This window comes from Bacillus sp. TL12, from assembly GCF_022625245.1.
Taxonomy (GTDB): Bacteria; Bacillota; Bacilli; order Bacillales; family Bacillaceae_G; genus Bacillus_A.
On sequence record NZ_JAJJBY010000021.1, the window covers coordinates 1 to 26,640 of the forward strand.

At 35.2% G+C, this 26,640-nt stretch carries 27 protein-coding genes and 1 other annotated feature; of the genes, 21 read left to right on the forward strand and 6 right to left on the reverse strand.

Annotated features, from left to right (window positions below):
* Window positions 1–561 precede the first annotated feature (561 nt).
* Window positions 562–1,398, forward strand: a complete 837-nt coding sequence (locus LOK41_RS18100; RefSeq protein WP_241817703.1) for a hypothetical protein — start codon at window positions 562–564, stop codon at window positions 1,396–1,398.
* A gap of 257 nt (window positions 1,399–1,655) precedes the next feature.
* Window positions 1,656–1,893, forward strand: a binding site (T-box leader).
* A gap of 65 nt (window positions 1,894–1,958) precedes the next feature.
* The gene (locus tag LOK41_RS18105; RefSeq protein WP_241817704.1) at window positions 1,959–3,272 is read left to right on the forward strand and encodes an APC family permease; all 1,314 of its coding nucleotides are present in this window, start codon (window positions 1,959–1,961) and stop codon (window positions 3,270–3,272) included.
* Window positions 3,273–3,385: 113 nt separating this feature from the next.
* Here LOK41_RS18105 and LOK41_RS18110 read toward each other — a convergent pair whose 3' ends face one another.
* Window positions 3,386–3,634, reverse strand: coding sequence for a PepSY domain-containing protein (locus tag LOK41_RS18110; RefSeq protein ID WP_241817705.1), 249 nt, complete (start codon window positions 3,632–3,634; stop codon window positions 3,386–3,388).
* A gap of 225 nt (window positions 3,635–3,859) precedes the next feature.
* Here LOK41_RS18110 and LOK41_RS18115 point away from each other — a divergent pair, with 225 nt between their 5' ends.
* Together LOK41_RS18115 and LOK41_RS18120 are read left to right on the forward strand one after the other, a co-directional pair.
* Window positions 3,860–5,032 (forward strand): MFS transporter, encoded by a 1,173-nt coding sequence (locus LOK41_RS18115; RefSeq protein WP_241817706.1) that lies wholly within the window; start codon window positions 3,860–3,862, stop codon window positions 5,030–5,032.
* A 74-nt stretch (window positions 5,033–5,106) separates the two neighbouring features.
* Window positions 5,107–5,283: a hypothetical protein gene (locus tag LOK41_RS18120; RefSeq protein WP_241817770.1), complete on the forward strand. Its 177-nt coding sequence runs from the start codon at window positions 5,107–5,109 to the stop codon at window positions 5,281–5,283.
* 24 nt (window positions 5,284–5,307) lie between these two features.
* Here the strand turns inward: LOK41_RS18120 and LOK41_RS18125 are convergent, their stop codons facing one another.
* Both LOK41_RS18125 and LOK41_RS18130 read right to left on the reverse strand, forming a co-directional pair.
* Complete coding sequence (locus LOK41_RS18125; protein ID WP_241817707.1) at window positions 5,308–6,066, reverse strand: TrmB family transcriptional regulator; 759 nt, start codon at window positions 6,064–6,066, stop codon at window positions 5,308–5,310.
* Window positions 6,067–6,201: 135 nt separating this feature from the next.
* Window positions 6,202–6,831 carry an adhesin gene (locus LOK41_RS18130; RefSeq protein ID WP_241817708.1) on the reverse strand — a complete coding sequence of 210 codons (630 nt, stop codon included), beginning with the start codon at window positions 6,829–6,831 and terminating at the stop codon, window positions 6,202–6,204.
* 188 nt (window positions 6,832–7,019) lie between these two features.
* Between LOK41_RS18130 and LOK41_RS18135 the strand changes: the two genes are divergently transcribed.
* The gene (locus LOK41_RS18135; RefSeq protein ID WP_241817709.1) at window positions 7,020–7,322 is read left to right on the forward strand and encodes an MTH1187 family thiamine-binding protein; all 303 of its coding nucleotides are present in this window, start codon (window positions 7,020–7,022) and stop codon (window positions 7,320–7,322) included.
* A gap of 115 nt (window positions 7,323–7,437) precedes the next feature.
* Complete coding sequence (locus LOK41_RS18140; protein ID WP_174102364.1) at window positions 7,438–7,683, forward strand: YusU family protein; 246 nt, start codon at window positions 7,438–7,440, stop codon at window positions 7,681–7,683.
* A gap of 268 nt (window positions 7,684–7,951) precedes the next feature.
* On the opposite strand, the gene LOK41_RS18145 is transcribed toward LOK41_RS18140, so the two are convergent.
* Complete coding sequence (locus LOK41_RS18145; RefSeq protein ID WP_241817710.1) at window positions 7,952–8,479, reverse strand: GNAT family N-acetyltransferase; 528 nt, start codon at window positions 8,477–8,479, stop codon at window positions 7,952–7,954.
* Window positions 8,480–8,965: 486 nt separating this feature from the next.
* Between LOK41_RS18145 and LOK41_RS18150 the strand changes: the two genes are divergently transcribed.
* Window positions 8,966–9,883, forward strand: a complete 918-nt coding sequence (locus tag LOK41_RS18150; RefSeq protein ID WP_241817711.1) for a proline dehydrogenase family protein — start codon at window positions 8,966–8,968, stop codon at window positions 9,881–9,883.
* Between the two features lie 23 nt (window positions 9,884–9,906).
* Here LOK41_RS18150 and LOK41_RS18155 read toward each other — a convergent pair whose 3' ends face one another.
* Window positions 9,907–10,746: a D-alanyl-D-alanine carboxypeptidase family protein gene (locus LOK41_RS18155; RefSeq protein ID WP_241817712.1), complete on the reverse strand. Its 840-nt coding sequence runs from the start codon at window positions 10,744–10,746 to the stop codon at window positions 9,907–9,909.
* A gap of 413 nt (window positions 10,747–11,159) precedes the next feature.
* The gene (locus tag LOK41_RS18160) at window positions 11,160–11,306 is read right to left on the reverse strand and encodes a YuzL family protein (RefSeq protein WP_174102368.1); all 147 of its coding nucleotides are present in this window, start codon (window positions 11,304–11,306) and stop codon (window positions 11,160–11,162) included.
* A 238-nt stretch (window positions 11,307–11,544) separates the two neighbouring features.
* Between LOK41_RS18160 and LOK41_RS18165 the strand changes: the two genes are divergently transcribed.
* The 14 genes from LOK41_RS18165 to LOK41_RS18230 all read left to right on the forward strand — a co-directional run bounded on the left by LOK41_RS18165 (window position 11,545) and on the right by LOK41_RS18230 (window position 26,631).
* Window positions 11,545–13,926: a 3-hydroxyacyl-CoA dehydrogenase/enoyl-CoA hydratase family protein gene (locus LOK41_RS18165; protein ID WP_241817713.1), complete on the forward strand. Its 2,382-nt coding sequence runs from the start codon at window positions 11,545–11,547 to the stop codon at window positions 13,924–13,926.
* A 21-nt stretch (window positions 13,927–13,947) separates the two neighbouring features.
* Window positions 13,948–15,123: an acetyl-CoA C-acetyltransferase gene (locus LOK41_RS18170; RefSeq protein WP_241817714.1), complete on the forward strand. Its 1,176-nt coding sequence runs from the start codon at window positions 13,948–13,950 to the stop codon at window positions 15,121–15,123.
* Window positions 15,124–15,214: 91 nt separating this feature from the next.
* Window positions 15,215–15,367 (forward strand): hypothetical protein, encoded by a 153-nt coding sequence (locus LOK41_RS18175; RefSeq protein ID WP_241817715.1) that lies wholly within the window; start codon window positions 15,215–15,217, stop codon window positions 15,365–15,367.
* A 66-nt stretch (window positions 15,368–15,433) separates the two neighbouring features.
* On the forward strand, window positions 15,434–17,218 hold the full coding sequence (locus tag LOK41_RS18180; protein ID WP_241817716.1) for an acyl-CoA dehydrogenase family protein: 1,785 nt from the start codon (window positions 15,434–15,436) through the stop codon (window positions 17,216–17,218).
* Between the two features lie 457 nt (window positions 17,219–17,675).
* Entirely contained in the window at window positions 17,676–17,864 is a 189-nt protein-coding gene (locus LOK41_RS18185) for a hypothetical protein (RefSeq protein WP_241817717.1), read from the forward strand.
* 111 nt (window positions 17,865–17,975) lie between these two features.
* The gene (locus LOK41_RS18190) at window positions 17,976–18,662 is read left to right on the forward strand and encodes a CPBP family intramembrane glutamic endopeptidase (RefSeq protein ID WP_241817718.1); all 687 of its coding nucleotides are present in this window, start codon (window positions 17,976–17,978) and stop codon (window positions 18,660–18,662) included.
* 603 nt (window positions 18,663–19,265) lie between these two features.
* A complete protein-coding gene (locus LOK41_RS18195; RefSeq protein WP_241817719.1) occupies window positions 19,266–19,604 on the forward strand; it encodes a hypothetical protein in 339 nt (112 codons plus the stop codon).
* 43 nt (window positions 19,605–19,647) lie between these two features.
* On the forward strand, window positions 19,648–19,986 hold the full coding sequence (locus tag LOK41_RS18200) for a hypothetical protein (RefSeq protein WP_241817720.1): 339 nt from the start codon (window positions 19,648–19,650) through the stop codon (window positions 19,984–19,986).
* Between the two features lie 69 nt (window positions 19,987–20,055).
* The gene (locus LOK41_RS18205; protein WP_241817721.1) at window positions 20,056–20,640 is read left to right on the forward strand and encodes a DUF5819 family protein; all 585 of its coding nucleotides are present in this window, start codon (window positions 20,056–20,058) and stop codon (window positions 20,638–20,640) included.
* A gap of 1 nt (window position 20,641) precedes the next feature.
* Window positions 20,642–21,583, forward strand: a complete 942-nt coding sequence (locus LOK41_RS18210; RefSeq protein WP_241817722.1) for an HTTM domain-containing protein — start codon at window positions 20,642–20,644, stop codon at window positions 21,581–21,583.
* On the forward strand, window positions 21,546–21,983 hold the full coding sequence (locus LOK41_RS18215) for a thiol-disulfide oxidoreductase DCC family protein (protein ID WP_241817723.1): 438 nt from the start codon (window positions 21,546–21,548) through the stop codon (window positions 21,981–21,983). Before LOK41_RS18210 ends, LOK41_RS18215 begins: the two co-directional genes overlap by 38 nt.
* Before the next feature lie 69 nt (window positions 21,984–22,052).
* Complete coding sequence (locus LOK41_RS18220) at window positions 22,053–23,480, forward strand: S8 family peptidase (RefSeq protein ID WP_241817724.1); 1,428 nt, start codon at window positions 22,053–22,055, stop codon at window positions 23,478–23,480.
* Between the two features lie 408 nt (window positions 23,481–23,888).
* A complete protein-coding gene (locus LOK41_RS18225) occupies window positions 23,889–26,240 on the forward strand; it encodes an immune inhibitor A domain-containing protein (protein WP_241817725.1) in 2,352 nt (783 codons plus the stop codon).
* Window positions 26,241–26,445: 205 nt separating this feature from the next.
* On the forward strand, window positions 26,446–26,631 hold the full coding sequence (locus LOK41_RS18230; RefSeq protein WP_006096499.1) for a hypothetical protein: 186 nt from the start codon (window positions 26,446–26,448) through the stop codon (window positions 26,629–26,631).
* Window positions 26,632–26,640 lie beyond the last annotated feature (9 nt).

A 26,640-nucleotide genomic window follows, 5' to 3' on the forward strand; every position in this document is an offset into this window, starting at 1 on the left:
AATTTAGGAGTGGCTTTTTTGATGTGTTGGGAAACAGGAGCTAGGAGGCTCTTGTTTTTTGTTGTTATTTGTCGGTTGGTCAATATCCTTTGTCGAATCGCTGATATATTCAAATTTACGCCGATATATTGTGGGAAATGGTCGATATATTTGAAAAATCGTCGATAAAATTTCATTCACCATTTTATCCCGCATTAACGGGCAGTAATACTCCCACTTCAAAATTCGGCGGGAGCAAAGAAGTTAGGTGGGAGATAAACTGCCCGTAAAAGCCCGATTGGTTCAACTAATAATCAGTGGGGGATGAAGAAAACTCCCACTTATTAAAGTTTCACTTTATATGAACTAGCCTTGGCAGTTCATCATGGTTCTTCTTATAGTTTTGTAACATTTCCTTTTTAGCATGGCATGAGAAAGCTACTCTAATTAAGGTTTGCTACCATATGTATAATTAGAATTTCTTTTAGAAGTAGTTAAGGAAAAGTTAAGAAACCGACTTTACTATATGCATTGTATACGAAAGTGTACATGTTTTTGAAAAGATGAAGGAGGAAATTTTCTATGAAGAAGAAAAAAACAGTTGGATATTTAGTAGCTGCCGGAGCCTTATCATTAGGAATCATCGGAGGAGTAGGTGTTCCTGCTTTCGCGGCAACGAACGATGCCAATTCTACATCAGAGGCGGAACAAACGACAAAAGGAAATCAGAATCAAAAATTAGATGAAGCAACAAAACAAAAAGTACAAACGATTATGGAAAACGCCAAAAAGCAATTAGCCGAAATAGGTGTAACTCTTCCGGAAAAAGGGAAGCGAGAAGAGATGTTTGCGAATCTTGATGAAGCAACGAAAGAGAAAGTAAAAGCGATTATGGAGCAGAAGAAATCCGGTACATTAACGCACGACCAAGTAAAAGAGAAATTAGCGGAATTAGGTGTGAACCTTCCGGAAAAAGGGAAGCGTGGTGAAATGCTAGCAAACCTAGATGACGCTACAAAAGAAAAAGTAAAAGCAATTATGGAGCAGAAGAAATCCGGTACATTAACACATAAGCAAGTAAAAGAGAAATTGACGGAATTAGGTGTAACTCTTCCGGAAAAAGGGAAACGAGGAGAGATGTTTGCGAACCTGGATGATGCTACAAAAGAAAAAGTAAAAGCGATTATGGAGCAAAAGAAAGCAGGAACATTAACGCATGAACAAGTAAAAGAGAAGTTAGCGGAATTAGGTGTAAACCTTCCTGAAAAAGAGAAGCGAGAAGAAATGTTTGCAAACCTAGATGATGCGACAAAGGAAAAGGCGAAAGCAATTATGGACAAAGCAAAAGCACAATTGACTGAGTTAGGTGTTGATTTTCCAAGTAAAGAGCGCAAATTTTTTAATGAAAAAGGCGAGTAACGAATTGAAATAAAGAAAGTATAAAAACGATTGATAGAAGTTTCTTTCGTCTGGGCAACCGAAAGAAACACTAAAAAGCTTGTTTTAAGGACAGATTTCTCTCTTGAAGAAATCTGTCCTTTTTTATCGGAAATTAGAGAAATATATGAGGTTCTGTTATAATATAAGAAGACATATTTTTTATATGTTATATAAAAATATATATTGATTATTTCTAAAAATTCAATATAATGAACAATAACTACAAAATTCGACATCAAGAAGTGATGATGAGGACACGATCAATTTTTTACGATTCTCAGAGAGGGAAGCCTTTGGCTGTGAGCTTCCTAATACGAAGAAATGGATTACCACCTCTGAACTGCAGCAGTGAATGAACATCTAGTAATTGCTTGCCGGCAAAAACCGTTATCTAGACTTGAGAAATTGGTGAAGTGTGTTTTATTTTATCAATTAAACAAGGGTGGAACCACGAATATAACACTCGTCCCTTTTTTAGGGAGGAGTGTTTTTTTATTTCATTTTTGTATCACACTAGAATTGGAAGGAGGATACGCAGCATGCATCATGATGAGAAAAACAAAATTGGTTTAACTGTAGCGCTATCTATCGTTGTAGGGACTATTATTGGGTCTGGTGTATTTATGAAGCCAGGGAGCGTATTAGATTACTCAGGGAGTTCTAATATGGCAATTCTCGCTTGGGTAATTGGTGGATTGTTAACATTAGCTAGTGGTTTAACGGTAGCTGAAATTGGAGCGCAAATTCCGAAAAATGGTGGATTGTATACGTATTTAGAGGAAATTTATGGGAGCTTTTGGGGATATTTATCCGGCTGGATGCAAACAATTGTATATGGTCCAGCTATTATTGGGACATTAGGTTTGTATTTTAGTTCTTTAGTGGTTAACTTTTTCTATTTAGATAAATTATGGAATTTACCGATAGCAATTGGAACAGTTGTATTTCTTGGTGTTGTAAATAGTATTGGAACAAAATATGGGGGGATTGTCCAAACCGTTACGACAGTTGGAAAGATGATTCCAATCGTATTAATTGTTGTGTTAGGTTTTTGGAAAGGGAATAGTGATATCTTTAATGTAGTTGTACCAATATCAGAAAATCAAAGTATTGGGATGGCGATTTTAGCAACGCTATTTGCGTATGATGGCTGGATTTTACTTGCCTCTATCGGCGGTGAAATGAAAAATCCAACTAAGTTATTACCTAAGGCAATGACGGTAGGAATTTTAATTGTAACAGCTGCTTACGTATTAATTAATTTGGCATTATTAAACGTGTTACCAGCAGCGAAGATTGTAGATCTTGGGGAAAATGCGACAGCGACAGCGGCAGGTATGCTCCTTGGAGAATATGGCGGAAAAATCATTAGTATCGGTATTATTATTTCTATTTTCGGTTGCTTAAACGGAAAGATTTTAACATTCCCGCGTATTCCAATGTCAATGGCAGAACGCGGACAACTTCCATTTTCTAAGTTTATTGCAAAAGCTCATGAGAAATTTAAAACACCTGCAAATGCAATTACTTTTGAAATTATATTAGGAATTATTTTAATGATTATTAGTGATCCGAATAAGCTATCTGAGATTTCCGTATTTATCATTTATATTTTCTATGTAATGACATTTATCGGTGTCTTCATTTTACGAAAACGCAATGAAGGGAAAGAACGTGCATACAGCGTACCGTTATTCCCAATCGTACCAATTTTAGCGATTTTAGGGTCATTATTCGTAATTGGAAGTGCGATTATTAATGATCCAGTAAGCTGTTTCTTATCAATTGGTATGGTGTTTACAGGACTACCAATTTACTGGTATTTAAATAAGAAAAAAGAAACTCAAGTGTAAAGAATGAGGATGATATAGATAAAAAACGCATGGAGCATTCATGCGTTTTTTTATTATTTTTATTCTGTTATTCATGAGAGGTAAGAGTTTCATCGTCTTGAAAATATTTGGTTTTAGTCAAAATCATTTTCTTCTTCGATTTTTAAGATTTTTCCTGTTTTTGCGAGTATTTCTACCTCGAATAATCTGTTTTGTGGTGTCAAAATGAATATTTCATAAACTAAGACCCCATGTTCTAAATCCATGTCTACATGTAGAATTTGCCCAGGTATTTGTTTTAGGGCGATTTCTTTTGCTTGTTGCAGAGTAATTCTTTGTCTAAACATAGGTGCTGGGTTACCATGATAGGCATTTCTATACATTGAAAAACCCCCCTCATTTAATCATGTTATTTATCCATATGTATTAGACAAGGCAGTGGTGCAAATAGATAAATTCCATTTCATCTTTCCTTATTTTTGTTCTTCATTTTATTTGTGAAAAATTTCTAAATGCATATAGGAGAATTTACACTTGATTGCTTTTGTTATTTTGGTTACTATTGTTGTAGTAACCAAAAGTGAACGAGAGAAAGTGTGGGGAAAAACTTGAATTTTCGTGTGTATATTTTAGCCATTGCGGCATTCGTAGTCGGGACGGTTGAGTTAATTATTGGAGGAACGCTCGATTTAGTAGCAAATGATTTAGGTGTATCTATTAGTGCGGCAGGTCAACTTATTACAATATTCTCGGTTGTATTTGCTCTATCGGGACCTATTTTATTAGCGGTGACAGGGAAAATTGAGCAGAAAACATTATATATCGGGGCATTATCTATTTTCTTAATGGGTAATATCATTTCAGCATTTAGTGTGAATTACGGAATGTTAATGTTCTCAAGGGTTATTTGTGCGGCAAGTGGATCACTTATTATCGCGTTATCTGTAACATTAGCATCTAGTGTAGTAGAACCTCATTTCCGTGCACGTGCAATCGGAATTATTTTCATGGGGATTAGTGGGTCGCTTGTACTTGGTGTACCATTAGGTCTTGTACTTGGGAATGCATACGGATGGCGTGCGCCGTTTGTTTTAATTTCGGTATTAACGGTTATAGCAATTGCTAGTATCTCTTTATTTTTAATAAAGGTTCCACCGGTAGCTGTATTGTCTGTAAGAGAACAAATTGCTACTTTGAAAGATAAAAAAATCGTGAGTGCACAGTTAACATCGTTCTTATTTTTAACAGGGCATTTAACACTGTATGCATATTTAACACCGTTTCTAAAAGATGTGATGCATGTGGAAGCAAACTGGATTAGCGTGTTTTACTTTATTTTTGGTATTGCAGCAGTAATCGGCGGCGGATTTGGTGGTTGGCTTGCAGATAAATGGGGATCAAAGAAAAGTATTATCTCTATTATTATCGTCTTTGCATGTGCCATCTTTATCTTGCCGATGATGACATTCTCATTCCCGTTATTTATCATCATGATGGGACTTTGGAGCATGTTAAGCTGGGCGATTTCACCAGCCCAGCAAAACTATTTAATTGAAATTGCACCGGAATCAGCTGGTATTCAACAAAGTTTAAATAACTCAGCGCTTCATTTAGGTATCGCACTTGGCTCAACAGTGGGCGGAGCTGTTATTGAACAATCGTCTGTTATATATAATGCTTGGGTAGGCGGCGGTTTTGTGATTTTAGCATTACTTTGTGCAATTTTCTCAATTACGAGAGGACAATCTACTCATGTGGCAAAAAAAGAATCTATCGTTTGATAGGTTCTTTTTTTGTTGGGATTATGTAAAATATTGTTAATTAATAGAAAGTTCACTAAAAAGGAGTGATAGATATGATGAACACAATGGCATCTAGTATAGGAACTTTTTTGGCGTTAATCCCTATTCTTTTAATTGTATTCGTTTTTCGATGGATTCGGCTTATGTATATCAATTCTGAAGAGCAATTAAAACAAAATGAAAAGATCATCAGATTGCTGGAGGAGATAAAGCAGCAAAACGAAAAATAGCAAAGGAGCTGCCCTTTGCTATTTTTAATATCTCAACTTCATTAAAATGCTTCGTATCTCTTCATCATTCATAAAAAGATCGTTATGCTTCTGTGTAATTTTTGCAAGAGCAACATCATGATAGAAGAACTCTGTAAAGAACTTCACGAATGGCTGGGACATTGTTTTCATTGCTTGCCATGATTCTTGCTCTACCCCAGCAAATAAAATTTCACGATCATCAATAATAAGAAGTAAGTAGCGTTCTAGTGCATTAGGTTCTTCCGTTGGGATAAGAAAATGAACGTTTTCAAGTTTTGTTTCTACATTACCGACTACAAGTGCCTCAATATCAACGCCTTGTGTTGCTTTTGTTTCAAGTAAAGGAAGATACTCCAAAAATGTATCATTCCAAGCAGAAATGCGGATAGAGTGTTTCGCTTCTTCTACTAATTGTTTACTTTGTATTTGAATAGAAGATTGCATTTTTAAACTCCAAACGCGGTCATCTGTGAAGGATCTTTTTGAAATGTTTGTTTGAAGTTCTTTAATATTTGATTGAAACTCTGTCGTTAATTTTTGAATAGCAAGGTCTAGTGGCAGGGCGGTATATAACTTTTTCTTTTCTGAGACGGAATCCATGACCATTCCTTTATCGATGAGGCGCGCTAATACCTCATATATTTTTGCCTTTGGAACACCTGAATGTTTTACAATGGTTGTTGCATCTAGTGGCTCAACGCTTGAGACTACGACTTCATATGCCTGGCTTTCATATTGTGAGAAACCGAATTTTTGTAACATAATGCCTCCCGAACAAGATAGATTCTATATCTATACTAAGAATAAAGAAGTATATGCATTTACACAAGTGCTTCAGTTTTTAACCAGGAAAAAGAAAGAATAGAGCCCGAATGGACCCTATTCTCTCTTGTCTATTTAATTATGAAGTGCCTTGAACATAAGTGCACCATTGTTTTCAGTAACAGTTAATGTACCGTTAATTGCTTGAGTTGAGAACTGCTTTGTTTGAAAGTAATCTTTTGAACCGAGTTTTTCTAATATGGTATTTAAATCTTGCTCGCTTAGAGATGAATCAATAGAGCGAATAACAGTCTTTATTGTAGAATAAAAGGCATCGATTTCTTCTTTAGATGTACCGGACCCGGCGATAGCAACAGCGGCAATACCACCAGTTGCTTTATAAATGGAAACACCTAATCCAAATCTGGTATTAAATATTCCGTTATATGTTGCGATTTGTGCTGTTTCCGTAAAGAGTTTAACGTTGCTAATGCTAATGCCATTTGAACTGCCAACTGAGTTAATTGCATTTACTAGCTTTTGCATAATTTGTGCTGTATCTACTGAAGCTGGTGGTGGAGTTGGATTAGGTGGCGGAGTTGGGGTAGGTTGTGGGGTTGGACTAGGCATTGGGGTTGGTTTAGGTGCTGGTTCTGGCTTCGGTTCAGGTTTTTCCACTGGTTTTGGATCCTTCTGCCATATGTCGCACGCTGTTGTTCCAAATAGAAGAGGAATAGCTAATAAAGTAAGAAACAACTTTTTCATGTGTCCACTTCCTTTCAAAAGGATAAGGTGATTAAAAAAGGGTAACATCAATATATGCACAACAGATGGAGAAGGATTACTGCGAATAAGCATATTATGAAAAATAAATTAAAAGTATAGTTATGGTTAGTAAAGTCGGAGAGAGTTTTGTACAATAGAAATGAAGCAAATATAGGAGGGAAACGATCATGGCAATTGTTGATGTATCGATTATTCCAGTTGGAACAGGTAATCCAAGCGTAAGTGAATACGTAGCAGAAGTACAAAAAGTGTTAGAGAAAAATGCGGATCGCGTGAAGTATCAATTAACACCGATGAATACAGTAATTGAAGGAGAGCTTCCTGTATTACTCGAGGTGATTCAACAAATGCATGAGGTACCATATACAAAAGGTGCAAAGCGTGTAGCGACAACAATTCGTATTGATGACCGTCGTGATAAAGAAAGTACGATGGAGAAAAAATTAAATTCTGTTCGTTCGAAATTATAAGAGAAAAGCAGCGGATTTCGCTGCTTTTTTGTATGGATAAATTAGGCAAGACAGTGGTGGCCGTGATACACTTTTTTATTATGGATGGTGAAGGTGCGGGAAGGAGGCAGAAAAGATGAACAACAAATTTAATGAGCAGTTTGATGGTTTACTTGAAAAGTATACGGAATTATTGCTAGGAGAAAGCAGTCAAGAACGAAAAGAACAGGTGCAAAAGTGGGCGCTGTACTCTTACATTGCCAAGACGATGCCAGCTTTAGTTAAGCATTGGAATGAGACGTATCCAGATGGAAAAGAAGAAATGGTGAACTTAATTGCGGATATTAAAAGACTAAATGAAGAACATCGAAAAGATAAATAAGAGCTGATAACTTGGAAAAGTATGTGAATGGCTACTAAAAAAAGCTTGAGGGTGAATAGACCTCAAGCTTTTAATTTATCCCGCATTAACGGGCTGTAATACTCCCACCTCAAAACTTAAGAAAATGCGAAGAAGTTTAGGTGGGAGATAAACAGCTTATAAAAGCCCGATTGGTGAGGGCTGATAATCAGTGGGGGGGTGAAGAAAACCCCCCACTGATTAAAGTTTCACTTTATCCAACAAAATAACTATCTATAAAGGAATTGCTTTATAGTGTCGGAGTTATTTCTAAACGCCAGTCATTGCATTGCATGATACTCCCTGGCGGATATTCAAAATCACACTCACTAATAAATAAGAAGCCGAGTTTTTTGCAAATAGCGTTTGAAGCAGGATTACGGATGGAAGGAAAAGCATGAATGAATCTGTGCTTTTGTTCCATTCTAGCATGAGTGATAGCTTGTTCAATGGCTTTTGTTGCGATTCCTCTACCTTGAAATGCTGGTAGGACACTCCATCCAATTTCGTACACGGTTTCTTCTTGCCAGTAGTTGTCCCAATAGCCAACACTACCAACAATTTCGAGTTGCGGGAGTAGGACGATGTTAAACATACGTCCGGTCCCAAGTCTACTAATCCTAAGGTACCGTTCGTGGCGAGCAAGGAGTTGTTCTTCGGTTTCAGGACCTCCTAGGTATTCTAACATCTCAGATGTATTCATAAGACGAAGTAAAGTAAGATTGGCTTCGTTCCAAGGTTTAATCTGAACTTGTTGTGCACTCATTTTTTCTGTCATTTTTCACACTCCAAATTATAAATTTCCATCCCGACAAAATTGTATGTGCTATGCAAGGGAGTACCTTTAAGTGAAACTGGGATCTTATGTTTTTATACTTTCTATGCTTATTTCAACAGAAATCTTCTCTTACCTTTTACACTACTTAATTTTTATAGGTGGGAATTCAGTACATGCAAGGTCTTATATTTGTATTCATTTTCAGTCATATTAATATCTTTATATAATTTATAGAGAGAAGTAAGAGATGTGATGAGTATTGTCGAATTTTTATTTTAGGCTAGTTACTCACTTGTTTTTCTAGTTTCTTTTTAAATGTCGAAAAATTTTTTTAGATATTTAAAAGCGACATTATAGGCTTTTAAACATTTTTATAGTATTTTATAAATTATCTAAATAATTATTTGTATCAAATAATTTTAAACAATGATATAATTTTGAAGAGGGGTAAAAAACAGATAAAGTACAGTCATAGGGGTGAATTACATGGAACAATTAATGCGCAATTCGTTTCTTTTTCTATCAAAAAATAAAGCGTTAACAAAACTGGCTAAGAAGTACGGTTTACGCTTTGGTGCAGGGCGCTTTGTCGCAGGGGAGACAATTGATTTAGCTGCTGCAGCTATTAAACAATTGAACAAGCAAGGCCTTTGTGTAACAATCGATTATTTAGGTGAGTTCGTTGATAATGAAGCAGAAGCAAATGAAATGGCGAGCCAATCGATTGAAGCAATTCGCGCAATTGGACGAGAAAAACTTGATTCACAGCTTTCTTTAAAAATGACTTCTATGGGATTAGATATCTCAGATGAAATCGTAATGAATAATATGCGCCGCATTTTAGAAGCTGCAAAAGAAAACGGTGTGTTTGTTACGATTGATATGGAAGACTATACGCGTTGCGGGAAAACAATTGATATCTTTAAGCAATTAAAATCCGAATACGATAATATCGGTACTGTTATTCAAGCGTACCTATATCGTACAGAAAAGGATATTGAAGATTTAAATGCATATAGCCCAAATTTACGTCTTGTAAAAGGTGCTTATAAAGAGCCTGAAGAAGTTGCGTTCCCGGACAAGAAAGATGTAGATGACAATTATAAAAAAATTATTAAAATGCATTTATTAAATGGAAACTATACAGCTATTGCTTCACACGATGAGGCGATTATTGAATATACGAAGAAACTTGCCAAAGAACATAATATTTCACGTGATCAATTTGAATTCCAAATGTTATATGGTATTCGTACAGAACGTCAACTTGAGCTTGTAAAAGAGGGCTACAAAATGCGTGTTTACGTGCCATATGGAAATGACTGGTACGGCTATTTCATGCGTCGCCTAGCAGAACGCCCAGCAAACGTTGCGTTCGTTTTAAAAGGAATGATCAAAAAATAACCAAGGAGAAAAATACTCCTTGGTTATTTTAATTGCTTGAATGCGTAATGTGCCATCTTTTTCGTATCTGGATATAACTGAGTACGAGTAGAAGAAAGTACAACGTTAATAACTCGTTTACCATTTTTTTCATCGACTGTTACGACCGTATATTTTCCTAAAGCAGATAAACCACTTTTACTTCCAATTGCATATGGGTCATCGTAAAGTTCTTCGCGGCCATAGTTTGCGATTTTTGGAGACCGCTGTGAAGTATGTAATGTTGTGCGCGTTGTGTTCATATAATCTAGCACAATCGGATACTTCAATGCTTCTTTTGTAATGATTGCGATGTCATAAGGGGATACTTTATTGCCCATTGCATCAGCTCCGCTCGCATTTTTAAAAGTCGCATGCTTTGTTCCGAGCTCTTTGGCCCTCGCATTCATCATTTTTACAAATTCCTCTTTTGATCCTGCAATATGTTCCGCAATGGATTCAGAAATGGGATCGGCACTGATGATGAGCATCAGTTTCAGCGCTTCATCTCTTTTTAATTTTTCGCCGGCACGAAGCTTAATTTTCTTACTTTGACTCTCTGTTTTTATCGCGTTCTCTGTGATTGTAATTTCTTCATCCTTTTTCACATTCTCTAATAATAGAAGAGTTGTCATCATCTTTGCTATACTTGCTGGATAAGAGCGCTCTTGTTCACGTTTTCCATATAGAGTTTCGCCAGTATTGGCATCAATTGTAATGGCGTATTTGCCTGTAATAGCAGGCTGATTAGCTCTTACGTCTTTTTGCCTGTTTGCATAAGAGCAGAAGATCATACTTGTAAACAGTGTAGCAATCATCACAATCATGATTATTGTTCGTTTCATTACTTAGTCCCTCTTTTACTTATGTATACAAATAAATTGGGCAGAGAAGCAGCCCACTACTCATTATGCCACGTTCTCTGCCCAAAAATATAGCGGAAGTTCAAAAAGTCCGGTAAAGATAGCTGTCGCATTTCTTCGTTACGTCGCCAGTCCGGTACTCATGTAGTTCCATCTACACTCCGTATCCTCCTGGCTTCCGCGCCTCGAACTGCTCGGCTCTCTTTATCCTCCTTTTTGAACAAACACATATAGCGGAAGTTCAAAAAGTCCGGTAAAGATAGCTTTCACATTTCTTCGTTACGTCGTCAGTCCGGTACTCATGTAGTTTCACCTACACTCCGTATCCTCCCGGCTTCCGCGCCTCGAACTGCTCGGTTCTCTTTATCCTCCTTTTTGAACAAACACATATAGCGTTATTTTTCACCCATGTTATGTTTTTTGTATTGCTGGTTGTTACCTTGGCGGCCTTTTTCGATACCGCGATCTACTGGTCCTGCATTTCCTGTTACACTTGCTGCGCTAACACCTGCTTTTGAAGGGTCTTTCTTAAGTTTTCCCATATATATTCCTCCGTTTTCGTCAAATTCTAAAAAAGGAAAAAGCGTATTTTATCGCGAAAATACACAGTTATAGGGTAACCGAATAAAAGAAAAGTATTTATTTCAGAAAATTTTATCAATAAATATATTGCGAAAATTTAAACTATATCATATATTTATTAGTAGAGGCTCACTCATTGATTGCGACTTATGTCGAAAAATTGAATGAGCATTCATTCAAGAATAGGGGGAGAAATGAATGTTCCAAATTAAAAAGGCTGCTGTTCTCGGTTCTGGCGTAATGGGCTCAGGGATTGCTGCACATTTAGCCAATATCGGTATACCAACATTACTGCTTGATATTGTGCCACAGGCGCTTACGAAAGAAGAGGAAGCGAAGGGGCTTACATTAGAACATAAAAGTGTGAGAAATCGTTTTAGTAACGGGGCACTGCAAAAATTAGTAAAGCAAAAGCCAGCTCCTCTTACGGTGAAAGATAATTTAGCGCTGATTGAAGCAGGGAATTTAGAAGATGACCTTGAGCGTCTTGCTGATGTAGATTGGATTATTGAGGTTGTTGTTGAAAACTTAGATATTAAAAAGAAACTATTTGAAAAAGTAGATGCTGTTCGTAAACCTGGCTCGATTGTGAGCTCAAATACATCAGGTATTTCAGTTGAAAAAATGGCAGAAGGTCGTTCAGATGACTTCCAAAAACACTTCTTAGGAACGCACTTCTTTAACCCACCACGTTATTTAAAACTTCTAGAGATTATACCGACAAAAGAAACAGATCCACAAGTGTTAAACTTTATGAAATTATTTGGTGAAGACGTTCTTGGAAAAGGCGTTGTTATCGCAAAAGATACACCTAACTTTATTGGAAACCGCATCGGTACGTACGGATTACTTGTAACATTGCAAGAAATGATTAAGCGCGGTTATAGCGTTGGGGAAGTTGATTCTGTAACAGGTCCGTTAATTGGTCGTCCGAAGAGTGCAACGTTCCGCACGTTAGATGTTGTTGGTTTAGATACATTCGTTCATGTTGCGAACAATGTATATGAAAATGTACAAGAAGAAGAGCGCGATGTATTTAAAGTACCAGCTTTCATGCATGACATGCTTGATAAAAAATGGCTTGGAAGTAAAACAGGCCAAGGCTTCTTCTTAAAACAAGGAAAAGAAATTTTAGAGTTAAATCCTGAAACAATGGAGTATGGAGCTCGTAAAAAATTAAAAGCTGCTTCTGTAGAGTTAAGTAAACAAGAAAAAGGATTAGCGAATAAATTGAAAGCGCTTGTATACGCGAAGGATCGTGCAGGAGAGCTTTTATGGAATATTATCACGCCAACCCTTCTATATTCTGCAAAGCTTCATAAAGAAATTGCAGATGATATTGTTGCAATTGACCAAGCGATGAAATGGGGATTTGGCTGGGAGCAAGGGCCGTTTGAAATTTGGGATGCAATTGGCGTAGAAAAATCCGTTCAGAAGATGGAAGAGAACGGAAAAGTTATTCCGGCATGGGTGAAAGACATGTTAGAGAAAGGGTTTAGCACTTTCTATAAACATGATAACGGCGAAAGCTATTACTACGATAACGGCGAATACAAATTGATTGAACGCAATAAAAAAGCAATTTCTCTTAAACAATTAAAAGAGAAAAATGGCGTACTAAAGAAAAATAGCGGTGCAAGCTTAATCGATTTAGGAGATGGCATCCTTTGCTTAGAATTCCATTCGAAGAGCAATGCAATCGGTATAGATATTACACAAATGATTAATTACGCTGTTGATGAAGTTGAAAAGAACTACAAAGGCCTTGTTATCGGAAACCAATCGAAGAACTTCTGCGTTGGTGCAAACCTTGCGATGATCTTAATGGAAGCGCAAGATGACAACTACTTTGAAATTGAATGGGTTGTGAAAAACTTCCAAGATGCGATGACAAAAATTAAGTACAGCTCTAAGCCGGTCGTTGCAGCGCCATATGGTATGACGCTTGGCGGTGGTACAGAAGTTTGTTTACCAGCAGCTAGCATTCAAGCTTCTAGCGAAACGTACATGGGACTAGTAGAAGTTGGCGTTGGTTTAATCCCTGGCGGTGGCGGTAACAAAGAACTATATATTAAACATTTAAACAAGATGGCAAACGGTGTAGAGTTTGACCTACAAAAAGTTGCGAATAAAGTGTTTGAATCAGTTGCGATGGCAAAAGTTTCAACATCTGCACAAGAGGCTGTTTCTCGCAACTTCTTAGGCGATAAAGATGGTATTAGTATGAATGGTGATCACTTACTATACGATGCAAAACAAAAAGCTCTTGCTTTATATGAAGCGGGTTATAAAGCACCGATTCGTAAAAAGATACCGGTTGTTGGTGAGACAGGATATGCGACGCTTTTACTTGGAGCAGAAGCAATGCACTTATCTGGTTACATTTCCGAGTATGACTTACACATTGCGAAAAAGCTCGCATATGTCATTGCTGGTGGAAAAGTGCCGTACGGAACAGAAGTTGATGAGCAATACTTATTAGATGTAGAACGTGAAGCATTTATTAGCTTAGTAAGTGAGATGAAATCACAAGCAAGAATGCAGCACATGCTTGTAAAAGGAAAGCCATTACGTAACTAATAACGAGGGGAGATATCGTTCATGAGAGAAGCTGTCATTGTTGCGGGAGCAAGAACGCCAATTGGTAAGGCAAAGAGAGGTTCATTAAAAACAGTTCGTCCTGATGATTTAGGAGCATTAGTAGTAAAAGAAACGTTAAAGCGTGCGAATAACTATGAAGGGCCAATTGATGATTTAATTTTTGGTTGTGCGATGCCAGAAGCAGAACAGGGATTAAATATGGCGCGTAATATCGGCGGATTAGCAGGACTTTCTTACGATGTTCCGGCTATTACAATTAACCGTTACTGTTCTTCAGGACTGCAAAGTATCGCTTACGGTGCAGAGCGCATTATGCTTGGTCATTCTGAAGCTGTATTATCTGGCGGAGCTGAATCGATGAGTTTAGTTCCAATGATGGGGCACGTCGTTCGTCCGAATAGCCGACTTGTAGAAGCGGCTCCAGAATATTATATGGGCATGGGTCATACAGCAGAGCAAGTTGCTGTGAAATATGGAATTTCCCGAGAAGAGCAAGATGCATTTGCGGTAAGAAGTCATCAGCGCGCAGCGAAGGCATTAGCTGAAGGGAAATTTGCTGACGAAACAGTGCCTGTCGATGTAACGCTTCGAACTGTTGGAGCAAATAATAAAATTCAAGAAGAAATGATTACATTCTCACAAGATGAAGGCGTAAGAGCAGATACGACATTAGATATCTTAGGGAAATTACGTCCAGCATTTAACGTTCGCGGTTCTGTAACTGCTGGTAACTCTTCGCAAATGAGTGATGGAGCAGCATCCGTTCTTCTAATGGACCGTGAAAAAGCAGTGAGTGATGGTATGAAGCCGCTTGCAAAATTCCGTTCATTCGCGGTAGCTGGTGTACCGCCAGAAGTAATGGGAATCGGACCAATTGCGGCAATTCCAAAAGCATTAAAATTAGCAGGATTAGAGCTATCTGATATTGGCTTGTTCGAGTTAAATGAAGCATTCGCATCTCAATCGATTCAAGTTATTCGTGAACTTGGTTTAGATGAAGAAAAAGTAAACGTAAACGGTGGTGCAATCGCACTTGGACATCCACTTGGTTGTACAGGAGCAAAATTAACACTATCTCTTATTCATGAGATGAAACGCCGCAACGAGCAATTCGGTATTGTAACAATGTGTATTGGCGGCGGCATGGGAGCTGCTGGGGTGTTTGAATTACTATAAAAAAGTGCAGGTGGCTTGCTCAGAACAGGAGGGCGTTGGAAGGGGTGAAACGACCGACTGTTCTAGCCGCCGGAACTAGATTAGATAAAAAGTGGAAGCGGCTCGTCCAGAACAAGAGGACATTGGAGCTCCTGACATAGAGGCGCTTTTTGCCTCGGAGGAAGGGGCGAAATGGCCGACTGTTCTAGCCGCTGGAACTGGATTAAATAAAAGAATGGGAGCAACAAAAGGGTATAAAAAATAAAAGGGAAAGCCAGCTTCTTTCAAAATGAGAGAAGCGGCTTATGAAAATATGAAGGAGGAAATTTTCATGGAGAAAACAGTAGGAAGCGCAGTTAAGGGCGGAAGCTTTTTAGTTGATGAGATTACGATTGATCAAGTATTTACACCAGAGGATTACAGCGATGAGCATAAAATGATAGCGAAAACAACAGAGGACTTTATCGTAAATGAAGTTCTTCCAGAGCTTGAATATTTAGAGCAACATGAATTTGATCGCTCTGTTCGCTTATTAAAAGAAGCTGGCGAGCTTGGTTTACTAGGAGCTGACGTACCAGAAGAGTACGGCGGAATTGGTCTTGATAAAGTGAGTTCAGCATTAATCGCAGAGAAATTCTCTCGTGCTGGCGGCTTCGCAATTACACATGGTGCTCATGTTGGGATCGGATCCCTGCCAATCGTTTTATTCGGTAACGAAGAGCAAAAGAAACAATATTTACCTGCCTTAGCAACTGGTGAAAAATTAGCTGCATACGCATTAACTGAGCCAGGATCTGGATCTGATGCATTAGGCGCAAGAACAACAGCTCGTTTAAATGCAGAAGGTACACACTATGTATTAAATGGTGAGAAACAATGGATTACAAACTCTGCTTTTGCTGATGTATTCGTTGTATATGCAAAAGTTGATGGCGAGCACTTCACAGCATTTATCGTTGAGAAAGAATATCCTGGCGTATCTACAAGTCCAGAAGAAAAGAAAATGGGTATTAAATGTTCATCTACTCGTACATTAATTTTAGAAGATGCACTTGTTCCGAAAGAAAATGTACTTGGTGAAATTGGTAAAGGTCATGTTATTGCCTTTAACATTTTAAATATCGGTCGTTATAAATTAGGTGTTGGTACAGTTGGTTCTTCTAAACGTGCGTTAGAAATTTCAGCACAATATGCAAATCAACGTCAACAATTTAAACAACCAATCGCTCGCTTCCCATTAATTCAAGAAAAATTAGCGAATATGGCAGCGAAAATTTATGCAGCTGAAAGCTCCGTATACCGTACAGTAGGCTTATTTGAAAGCCATATGAGTACATTAACAGAAGAGCAAGTAAAAGACGGTAAAGCGGTCGCAGCTTCTATTGCTGAATATGCAATTGAGTGCTCGTTAAATAAAGTATTCGGTTCTGAAGTATTAGACTACGTAGTAGATGAAGGTGTTCAAATCCATGGTGGTTACGGATTTATGGCAGAGTACGAGATTGAAAGAATGTACCGCGATTCTCGTATTAACCGTATTTTCGAGGGAACGAACGAAATTAACCGCTTAATCGTACCAGGTACGTTCTTACGTAAAGCAATGAAAGGTGAATTACTACTTCTTCAAAAAGCACAAAAATTACAAGAAGAGTTAATGATGATGATGCCTGAAGAAGTAGGCGATGAGCCATTAGCACTTCAAAAATATTTAGTAAATAATGCGAAGAAAATCGGCTTAATGGTAGCTGGATTAGCTGTTCAAAAATACGGTAAAGCATTGGATAAAGAACAAGAAGTTCTTGTTAACATCGCTGATATCGTAAGCAACTTATATGCAATGGAATCAGCTGTTCTTCGTACAGAAAAAGCAATTAAAGCGACTGGTCTTGAAAAGAATAAACAAAAAGTATTATACACTGAAGTATTCTGCCAAGAAGCGTTCAACCAAATCGAAGCAGACGCGAAAGAAACAATTATCGCAGTTGAAAATGGTGATATGCTGCGCATGATGTTATCAGCGCTTCGCAAATTCACACGCCACACGCCGCTTAACGTAATTCCGAAGAAGCGTGAAATTGCAGCGAAGATTTTAGAAGATGAGCGTTATACAGTTTAATTGTATATGTGAAATAGCAGTCAAGTTTGTGAACTGCACCCTAATTGTTAGACACAGTCTACAATTGGAGGTGCAGTTTTTTATGACTAAATTTATGTTAGAACGGAAAAAATACTATTATAAACAAAATCGTATGATTTATTAGGAGAGCAGTGGGGGGCTTTCTTGTATTGCTATCGAAACTAAGTTAGTAGTTCCGTATATAATTGAGTATAAATATATGAAATATTGCATATCGAAATAGATTGTTCTTGTTAAATTTAATTCATATAATGATAATATAAGAATTTTAAGTATTACAATTGATGTTCTAAAAACAATGAGTCTTACAGAGTTTACTTTCTGATAGTAGGCTAAGCATAACTATCAATTATTCAGGGGGGCATTGTGAAAAATTTTTATATATTAATTTAGGTACGTAGCCTTGTTTAATTCATAACAATAGCAGGAGGAGAAAATGGGGATATTTAGGATTTGTTTTTATGTGTTTTGTATTATAGGTTTTTCGATTAAGTTTTTTCAAGGACTAATTGTTGAGGACAATTTTTCGTGGTGGAACTTTGGTTTGATGTTAACATTTATTATCATGTTCCTTATTGATTTAGCTGAAGTAAAAAAAATAAAAAAGAATAAGAAAAAAGATTAATAAGGGAGTACGGTTATTGAGGCTGTACTTCCTTATTAATTTGAAAAATTATATTGTGAATAAAGAGACGCCATAAGCTCTAAGTATGTATTCTTTAATAGTTCTTGTTGAATGAAAGGAATTCAGTTTATGAACAAAAGTGTGAATTTATATTCAAATAATAAAAAAACAAGTATATATTTTATAGGATATCTATTTTTCTTTTATTGTACGTGGACATTAAAAGAATTATGGTTAATTCAATATATTTATGGGTTTAATGATCAGATAGTTCCTTTTTTTTCTGCTTTTTTTAAGATAACAATATGGATTATTCCAGTTTTGGTCTATATCAAAGGTTTTCTTCATGAGAAACCTTTGGATTATATGAAACTAAATATAAATATTTTCAAAGGATGCTCATGGGGAGTATTCCTTTCTTTGTTGATGGGGCTGCGATTTATTATTGAAGTTTATGTTGTCAAACAGCAAACTTTTAATGTTTTTTCAAATAGTAACAACTATTTAAATGTGTTTTTAATAGCAGGATTGACGGAAGAAATTGTATTTCGTGGGTTTATTCTGAATGAATTAACGAAAAGATTCACATTCTTAAGGGCAAATGTCATTACCGCATTCTTATTTTTAATTGTTCACTACCCAGCTTGGTTTTATAGTGGTGAATTATTCGATTTATGGTATCATTTTTACATATTTTCTTTAGGTCTTTTGTTTGGCTATATATATAAAGAAGTTAATTCTTTATGGACTGTGATTATTTTACATTCTTTTCATAATTTATTTGTAATAATAAGTTAGGGGGAGCTTTACTAAAGACTAAGAATGAGATTAACTGTTGGATAAAAGTGATGTTGATGGATTTTTGAATTTTTAGTGAGCTGGATCAAGTGTGAGGTGTCTAAAAAAGTTTTAAACACATACATTGTCCTAGTGATTTCCTCTGTGAGAAAAAGAGGTTGTAAGGTTATATAAGGCAATAGGTTTGAAGTGAAAAGGATTTGTACTAGGAGTAATTACTTTTAGTACAAATCCTTTTTTATCTAGTTGTTATAGAGTACGTAAAGCAAGTTGCAACTTTAGAGATTAACTAATGGAGGAAAACGCGATTTTTTGTAGGCTTGTTGAAGTTTGCAACGAATGCTTTATTTTCTGTGATTTTTTTAAAAATATGGGGTATTCCAATTTACAGTTGAGGGAGATATGTTTCTGTAAAATCATAGATGTATCTTGAGAGTTTCAATTAAGTATATGAATTAGAAGAAAATGATATAAATTAACAGAATATGCAATATTTCATATTCTATTAATTTATATGTAAAGATATATTGGTATATGTTATATTATTTTTTGTGAATTAACACTAATTCCAAATATAAGAATTATTAAAAAGGAGAGAATTTGATGATGAAAAAATTACCAATCATTGCATGTACTTTAGGGTTGAGTTTAGGTTTATTGGGAACATCTGTTGTAGGTGCGGCAAGTGATTCTTCGAAATCATTTGTAAAAGAAAAAATTTCTACTGTTGAACAGAATAATGATGAAGGTGTACAACCAAGATGGGCAGCTAAGGTAGCAGGTGCTGTTGGAGGATTTGTTGGTGGTATGTTAGCTGATTCCAATGCTCTTAAATCAAAAGCATGGAGTACAAATGGTTCTAAAGGTACAAATTATGCATCTGCTGGAGGAATGGTTGGTGGTCATGCACCAGCTGCGGATATCCCTGAATTCGGAATATAAAAACAGAATATTAAATATATTATTTTAGAAAAGAGGAATTATAATGAAAAAATTACCAATTATCGCATGTACTTTAGGGTTAAGTTTAGGGTTATTAGGAACATCTGTTATAGGTGCGGCAAGTGATTCTTCGAAATCATTTGCAAAAGAAGAAATTTCTACTGCTGTAGAAGATAATAATGAAGGTGTACAACCAAGATGGTTAGGTAAATTTGCTAAAGGTTTTGCAAAAGGAGTTGCTGGATCTGCAGCACTAAATGCAGCAACGAATGGTATTGGTTCGTCATCATCTGGTGGTTATTCTTCCAGTTGTTATGCATCTGCTGGAGGAATGGTTGGTGGTCATGCACCAGCAATCGATGTTGCTGAATTTGGAAGATAATTCGATTTCAAAAGATAAAAGTTTAGGATATCCCTAAACTTTTATCTTTTTAAGTAGGAGTGATATTAATTGAAAAAAATAACATTTATATGTGTAGTAATATTTGTGAGTTTTCATATGACAATGACATTACTATACAATTCTCCGGTAAATCCAGTAAAAATAAAATTAAATAATATTATTAATAGTTATATGGAACCTCTTTTCGCCCAAAATTGGCAACTATTTGCTCCTGATCCTATTAGTACGAATATGGATATTATAACGAGAGGAGTGTATAAGGATTCCAATGGAAATGAAAAAACAACAGATTGGATTAATTATACAAAGACTTTCACAAACGGTTTACAAAAAAATAGACTTGATATAAATAGATTAACACTTTCTGGAGTACGCAATGCAGGATCTAATGTTCAGGAAGGCCTCGCAAAAAATAAAGATTTCTTTAAAGAGTATAATACAAAAAATAATGTGGATTTATATATTCTTTATGATGTTTCGAAACGTGTTTTAGTAAAAGAATATGGTAATAAATTTGAAAAGATAGAAGTAAGAATGCTTAATACAGAATTTCCTGAATACGGAAAAAAAGGTAAGGTTAAAAAGAAATTTGTCACATTACCTATTAAAAATATATTAACGCCGGGTGATTAAAATGAATGATTGTATCAAGGTTTTTGAAAATTTTTATAAATATACTAAATCAAGTAAACATTATTTAATTGGAGCAAGTATTTTAAGGATAGTTGTAGGAATTCATGTAGCTATTACTTATTTAGTGTATTTTTCTAAAAGGTATGAAGTTTGGGGGCCAGATTCATTCTTTCCTGTAAATTTTATAGAAGAAGGTTTTTCCCTTTATGCTATTAATAATTCAATTCTATATTTTAATATTCTATATTTAATAGGAATAATAATAAATACATTATATTTATTGGGTATAAAAACTAGAGTGACAGGTATTTTGAATTTTATAATGGTTTATTCATTATATGTTAGGAACCCTACAGTCTTAGATGGAGGAAACAATGTTTTAACTATTATTTTATTCTTTCTAATGTTTGCAGAAGTAAATAGATATTTTTCTATTATGAAAGAAAAATCTACAGAGATGAATCAGTTTTCAAATATGATTCATAATTTTGCGCTATATTTATGTCTATTTCAGGTATGTGTTCTTTACTTTTTTGCTGGATTAGCTAAATCACAAGGGCATATGTGGTACCATGGGACAGCGTTATATTACATATTACAAATTGATGAATTCACACAACCAGTACTTGCACAATTTATTATTAATTCACCAGTACTTCTAACTCTAGCGGCTTATAGTGCAATTTTAACGCAACTATTTTTCCCCTTACTTGTGTTTAATAAATATTTAAAAATACCTATTCTTATAGGGTCTATTTCATTTCATTTTGGTGTTATTGTGTTAAATGGGCTTGTGCAGTTTGGGCTTATAATGATTGCCTTAGATCTTCTTTTCTTAACAGATAAGGAATATAAAAAGTTTTATATAGTTTTGAAAAACTTTATAGAAAGAAGGTTTCAAAATAATGCATCTTCAAAAAAAGTGGAACAAAATGCTTCCTAAAAACAAAATAATCATATATTTTGATGGTTATTGTATCTTTTGTAATAAAATAGTAGGTAGTTGGAAAGAAAAAGATCACTATAATTTATTACAATTTAAATCTTTTCGTGAAAAAGAGAATCAGATGGAATTAAATATAGAAATTGAAGAATTAAATAAATATATACATGCTATGGATCATCAAAACAAAAAAATATATAAAGGGATAGATGTGGTAATTGAAGTGTCGAAAAGAATTCCACGGTATTGGTTAATCCTTCCTATTCTTTACATATCTAAAATTACTAGGATAGGAAATATTGTATATTCAATTATTGCTAAAAACAGAAAAATAGTCCCTGTTAATAAATGTACTGAAGATAACTGCTATATTGACCTGTATAACAAGAGGGATAATTGAATATTAGAATTTATAATTATCAGTTTTTTATAATTATTATTGAAATTTCCTTTTTATAAGTACTAAGAGATGGAGAGAAGTTTAGTGATATTTCCTCAAAAAAATGATAGAACTATACCATTATTTATTTCTATGTTCGTATTTCTTTTAATTTTAATGCCTTCAAATTGTACTAGTGCAGAAGAAAAAGAAAATTTTTATACAATACAAGCAAGACATGGTGAGAGTTATAGTGAGTTGATAAATCTAGCACAAAAAAATAAGGCACAAGTTATATATTCAATTGAAGAACTTGGGATTATACAAGTAAAAACAACAGAAACGATTATAAAAGAAATAGGTTCGAGTTCATTAGTCGAAAACTTTAACCTTTCATTAAGATCTGTGAGTTCATCATTACAAGAAGATGAAGTTAAAAATATACCTCTCCCATCTAAACTATGGGATCTACAGTGGGATATGAAACAAGTTACGAATAATGGTGAGAGTTATAAAATATTTTCAGGAACAAAAAATGTTACTGTAGGAATCATTGATTCTGGTTTGGACATAAACCACTCAGATTTAAAAGATAATGTTCTATCAGGATCGAAGAATTTAGTTCCTAAGGGTGGATTCAGAGGTAAAGAAGTCGAAGAAACTGGGGAGTTAGATTTATTAACCGATAAATTAGGGCATGGTACTCATGTTGCAGGGCAAATTGCTGCTAATGGTAATTTGAAAGGGATTGCACCAGGGATAGGAATTAAATCATATAGGGTATTTGGCGAACAAAATGCAGAGTCATTATGGATTATAAAGGCCATAATAGAAGCTGCAAAAGATGATGTGGACGTAATTAATGTGAGTTTAGGTGACTACTTAATAAATGGATTAGCTCTTTCAAACAATAAAGAATCAAAAAATAATATAGCAGAAATTAAAGCTTATAAAGATGCTATTAAATTTGCAGAAAAACATGGAAGTGTTATAGTTGCAGCCGCAGGGAACGATTCACTGAATGTAAATAATAAGCAACAAATGTATGATTTTTTTAGAAAAAAACTTAAAAATGATGGGATACAAATAAAAGGGAAAATCCTTGATATTCCAGCTAGTTTACCTAGTGTAGTTACAGTTGCATCTGTAAGTCCATCCAATGAACATTCTCTATTTTCTAACTATGGAGCTAATTTCATTGATATAGCTACTCAAGGTGGAGATACTAGATTGCTAGAACAGTATGGAGAGAAGGTTTGGGAAGAACAAGAAATGTATAAGAAAGAACGTATACTTAGTACTATACCAGATCAAGGATACTTTTATGGATATGGAAATTCTATGGCAGCTCCTAAAGTGTCAGGAGCTTTGGCATTAATTATTGATAAAAACCAATTGAAAAACCAACCTAAAAAAGCGATTAAATTTCTTTATAAATATGGTGTAGATAGAGATCCATATAATACAGATTTATTTGGGAAAGGGACTCTTAACATATATAAAGCGTTAAGTAAATAATTATTAAAGTGAGAGTATGGATTATTCCCATCTTAAAAAAGAAAATTTTTAATCAGTGAGGTGACGGCATTTCTAGTGAATGACTATTCTTTACATGAAGTTGTCCTCTATGTACATATTTGTATTGTTTCTTTCTGAATGGTGCAGTTGGGTTACTGCCTGTGTTCAGTTAAGATAACATGATTTATTTATAATATCGGTTTTAAGAAATGAAACGGCCAATGAACAGAAAGTTATTTCCTTATATGAATATGGAATATAACCGAAGATGCAAATGTTAAAACCCATGTCCTTAGACATGGGTTTTAACACAGTTTTTTTATGTAATAAATTAATAGAGACTAGGGAGATAATAAAGTGAATTTCCGAAAAATAATTAAGGTTTTTTTATCGTTAACATTTACACTAATGTTAAGTTGCACATTTATATTGATAACACAATCACATGTAACTTATGCTGAAAAGTCAGATCAAGTATACAAAACATTATCAACAATTCAAATGGATGATAATGTAATTAATGAAGATCGATTAGGAGAGGCATTAAAAGAACGAGGGATAATTAATGAAAATGCTTCCAAAGAAGAAACAGCCAAAGTAGTTGAGAATTACATAGATAAAAAAAGAGGCGAATCGCTAAGGAAGGAAAGCATTTCTTATAACTATTCAGAGAAGGTATCTGATTTTATAAAAAAAGAAAAAGAAGTGACTATGAATGAAAAAAAGAAAATGCAGCAAAAAATAAAAAATGAAAGACCTCTTCCGGTACCACCTACTAGTAAGAAAAACATGAATAAACAAGTTCCTACGGCTCCTGCAAAGCAGGCGGCATATAATGGCCCAGTTCGTACTGATAAAGTACTTGTATTACTTGTTGAATTTAATGATTTTAAGCATAATAACATTGATCAAAAAGCAGGATATATGTATTCACAGGATTTTAGTAGGGAGCATTATCAAAAGATGTTATTTGGAAATGAGCCATATACTTTATACAATAATGCAAAAGTGCAAACGTTTAAGCAATATTATCAAGAGCAATCTGGTGGAAGTTATGACATTGAGGGATATGTAACAGAATGGCTTACAGTTCCAGGGAAAGCTGCAGATTATGGGGCCGATGACAAGAATGGGCGTGATAATAAAGGGCCTTTAGGTCCGCGTGATCTTGTAAAAGAAGCTTTGAAAGTAGCGGCAGAAAAAGGATTAGATTTATCACAGTTTGACCAATATGATCGCTATGACATGAATGGAGATGGAAATCTAAATGAACCGGATGGTGTAATTGATCATTTAATGGTAATACACGCAGGTGTTGGACAAGAAGCTGGTGGGGGGAAACTGGGTGATAATGCTATATGGTCACACCGCTCTAACTTAGATATAATGCCCTATGCAATTGAAGGTACAAAGACAGCTGCTCCTTACTGGGGTGGCGCTGTAGCAGCCTATGATTATACAATAGAACCAGAAGACGGGGCTGTTGGGGTATTTGCACATGAGTTTGGTCATGATTTAGGACTACCAGATGAGTATGATACAAATTACACAGGAAATGGATCACCAGTGGAAGCTTGGTCTCTTATGAGTGGTGGAAGTTGGACTGGACGTGTTGCGGGTACAGAACCTACTAGTTTTTCACCTCAAAATAAGGAATTTCTTCAAAAGAATATGGGGGGGAACTGGGCAAATATTATTGAAATAGATTATGATAACCTGAAAAAAGGAATTGGTTATGCAACCTATTTAGATCAAAGTGTTACAAAGTCAGTTCGTCCAGGCCTTATACGTATAAATTTACCAGATAAAGATGTAGAAAACACACTACCTAAATTTGGTAAAAAATACTATTATAGTATGAAAGGTAACGATTTGCATACTACATTAGAAACACCCCTATTTGATTTAACAAAGGCAACAAGTATAAAATTTGACTATAAAACATTCTATGAAATTGAAACTAACTATGATTTTTTAAATGTATACGTAATAACGAAAGATGGAAGGAAAGCATTAATTGATAAAATTGGTAACAAAGACGTTGTAGATGGTAAAGACACAACAAACAATACGTGGATTGACAAGTCTTATGACTTAAATCAATTTAAAGGACAAAAAGTAAAGTTACAGTTTGAGTATATAACAGATAGTGAACAGACAATGAATGGTTTTAGATTTGATAATTTAAGATTATCTGTGGATAATCAGATTGTTTTCTTTGATGATGCCGAAGGAGATTCAAAATGTATTTTAAATGGATTTGTTATTTCTAACGGTTTTGAAAAGAAAAAACATAATTATTATTTAGAATGGAGAAACTATTCAGGAGCAGATAAGGGATTAAAAGCTAGCAAGGGAGCTATATACAATAAAGGATTGGTTGTATGGTATGCAGATGATAGTTTCACAGATAATTGGGTTGGAAAGCATCCGGGTGATGGATTTCTAGGTGTGGTAGATTCTCACCCTGAAGCAATTGTTGGGACTACATCTGGAAAATCAGTTGTTGCCAAAACAAACTACCAAATTGCAGATGCAGCTTTTTCTCTGGAACAAACACGACCATGGCAACTTCAAAGTGGGTATGGTGTATTTAATTATCAGGCATTACCGGGTGTAGCGGTGTTTGATGATTCCAAGAGATATAATAATAGTATAATTCCAGATGCAGGTCGTAATATTCCAAATTTAGGGCTAAAGTTTCAGGTGGTTGGTCAAGCAGAAGATTATTCTGCGGGAGCGATTTGGCTCCGACGTTAATCATTTATTTTTTGAAGCATTACTATCATTAGTGTTTATTTATATGTTCGGATGTTATGTAATGAAACATTAATCGGAATGTTGAATTGTTTTTTATGAGGATTTGAGAAAAACCTTAGAAGAGATTCTAAGGTTTTTCGTGCATATAATCCAAAAATAAATAAATACTAAATGATGAATGACCAAAGAAAGGAAGGGAATTATTATGCCAAATTTAACAGAGCTTGAGCTTGAAAATTTACGTCATCTTATTGGGGGACATGCGACAGTTGCGAACAAATTAGACCAGTATGCACAGCAGTGTACAGATCCTCAATTGAAGCAAATGCTGCAGCAAGATGCACAAGCGGCAAGAAATACAAAACAACAATTAATGTCCTTTTTAGGCTAGGAGGGTATC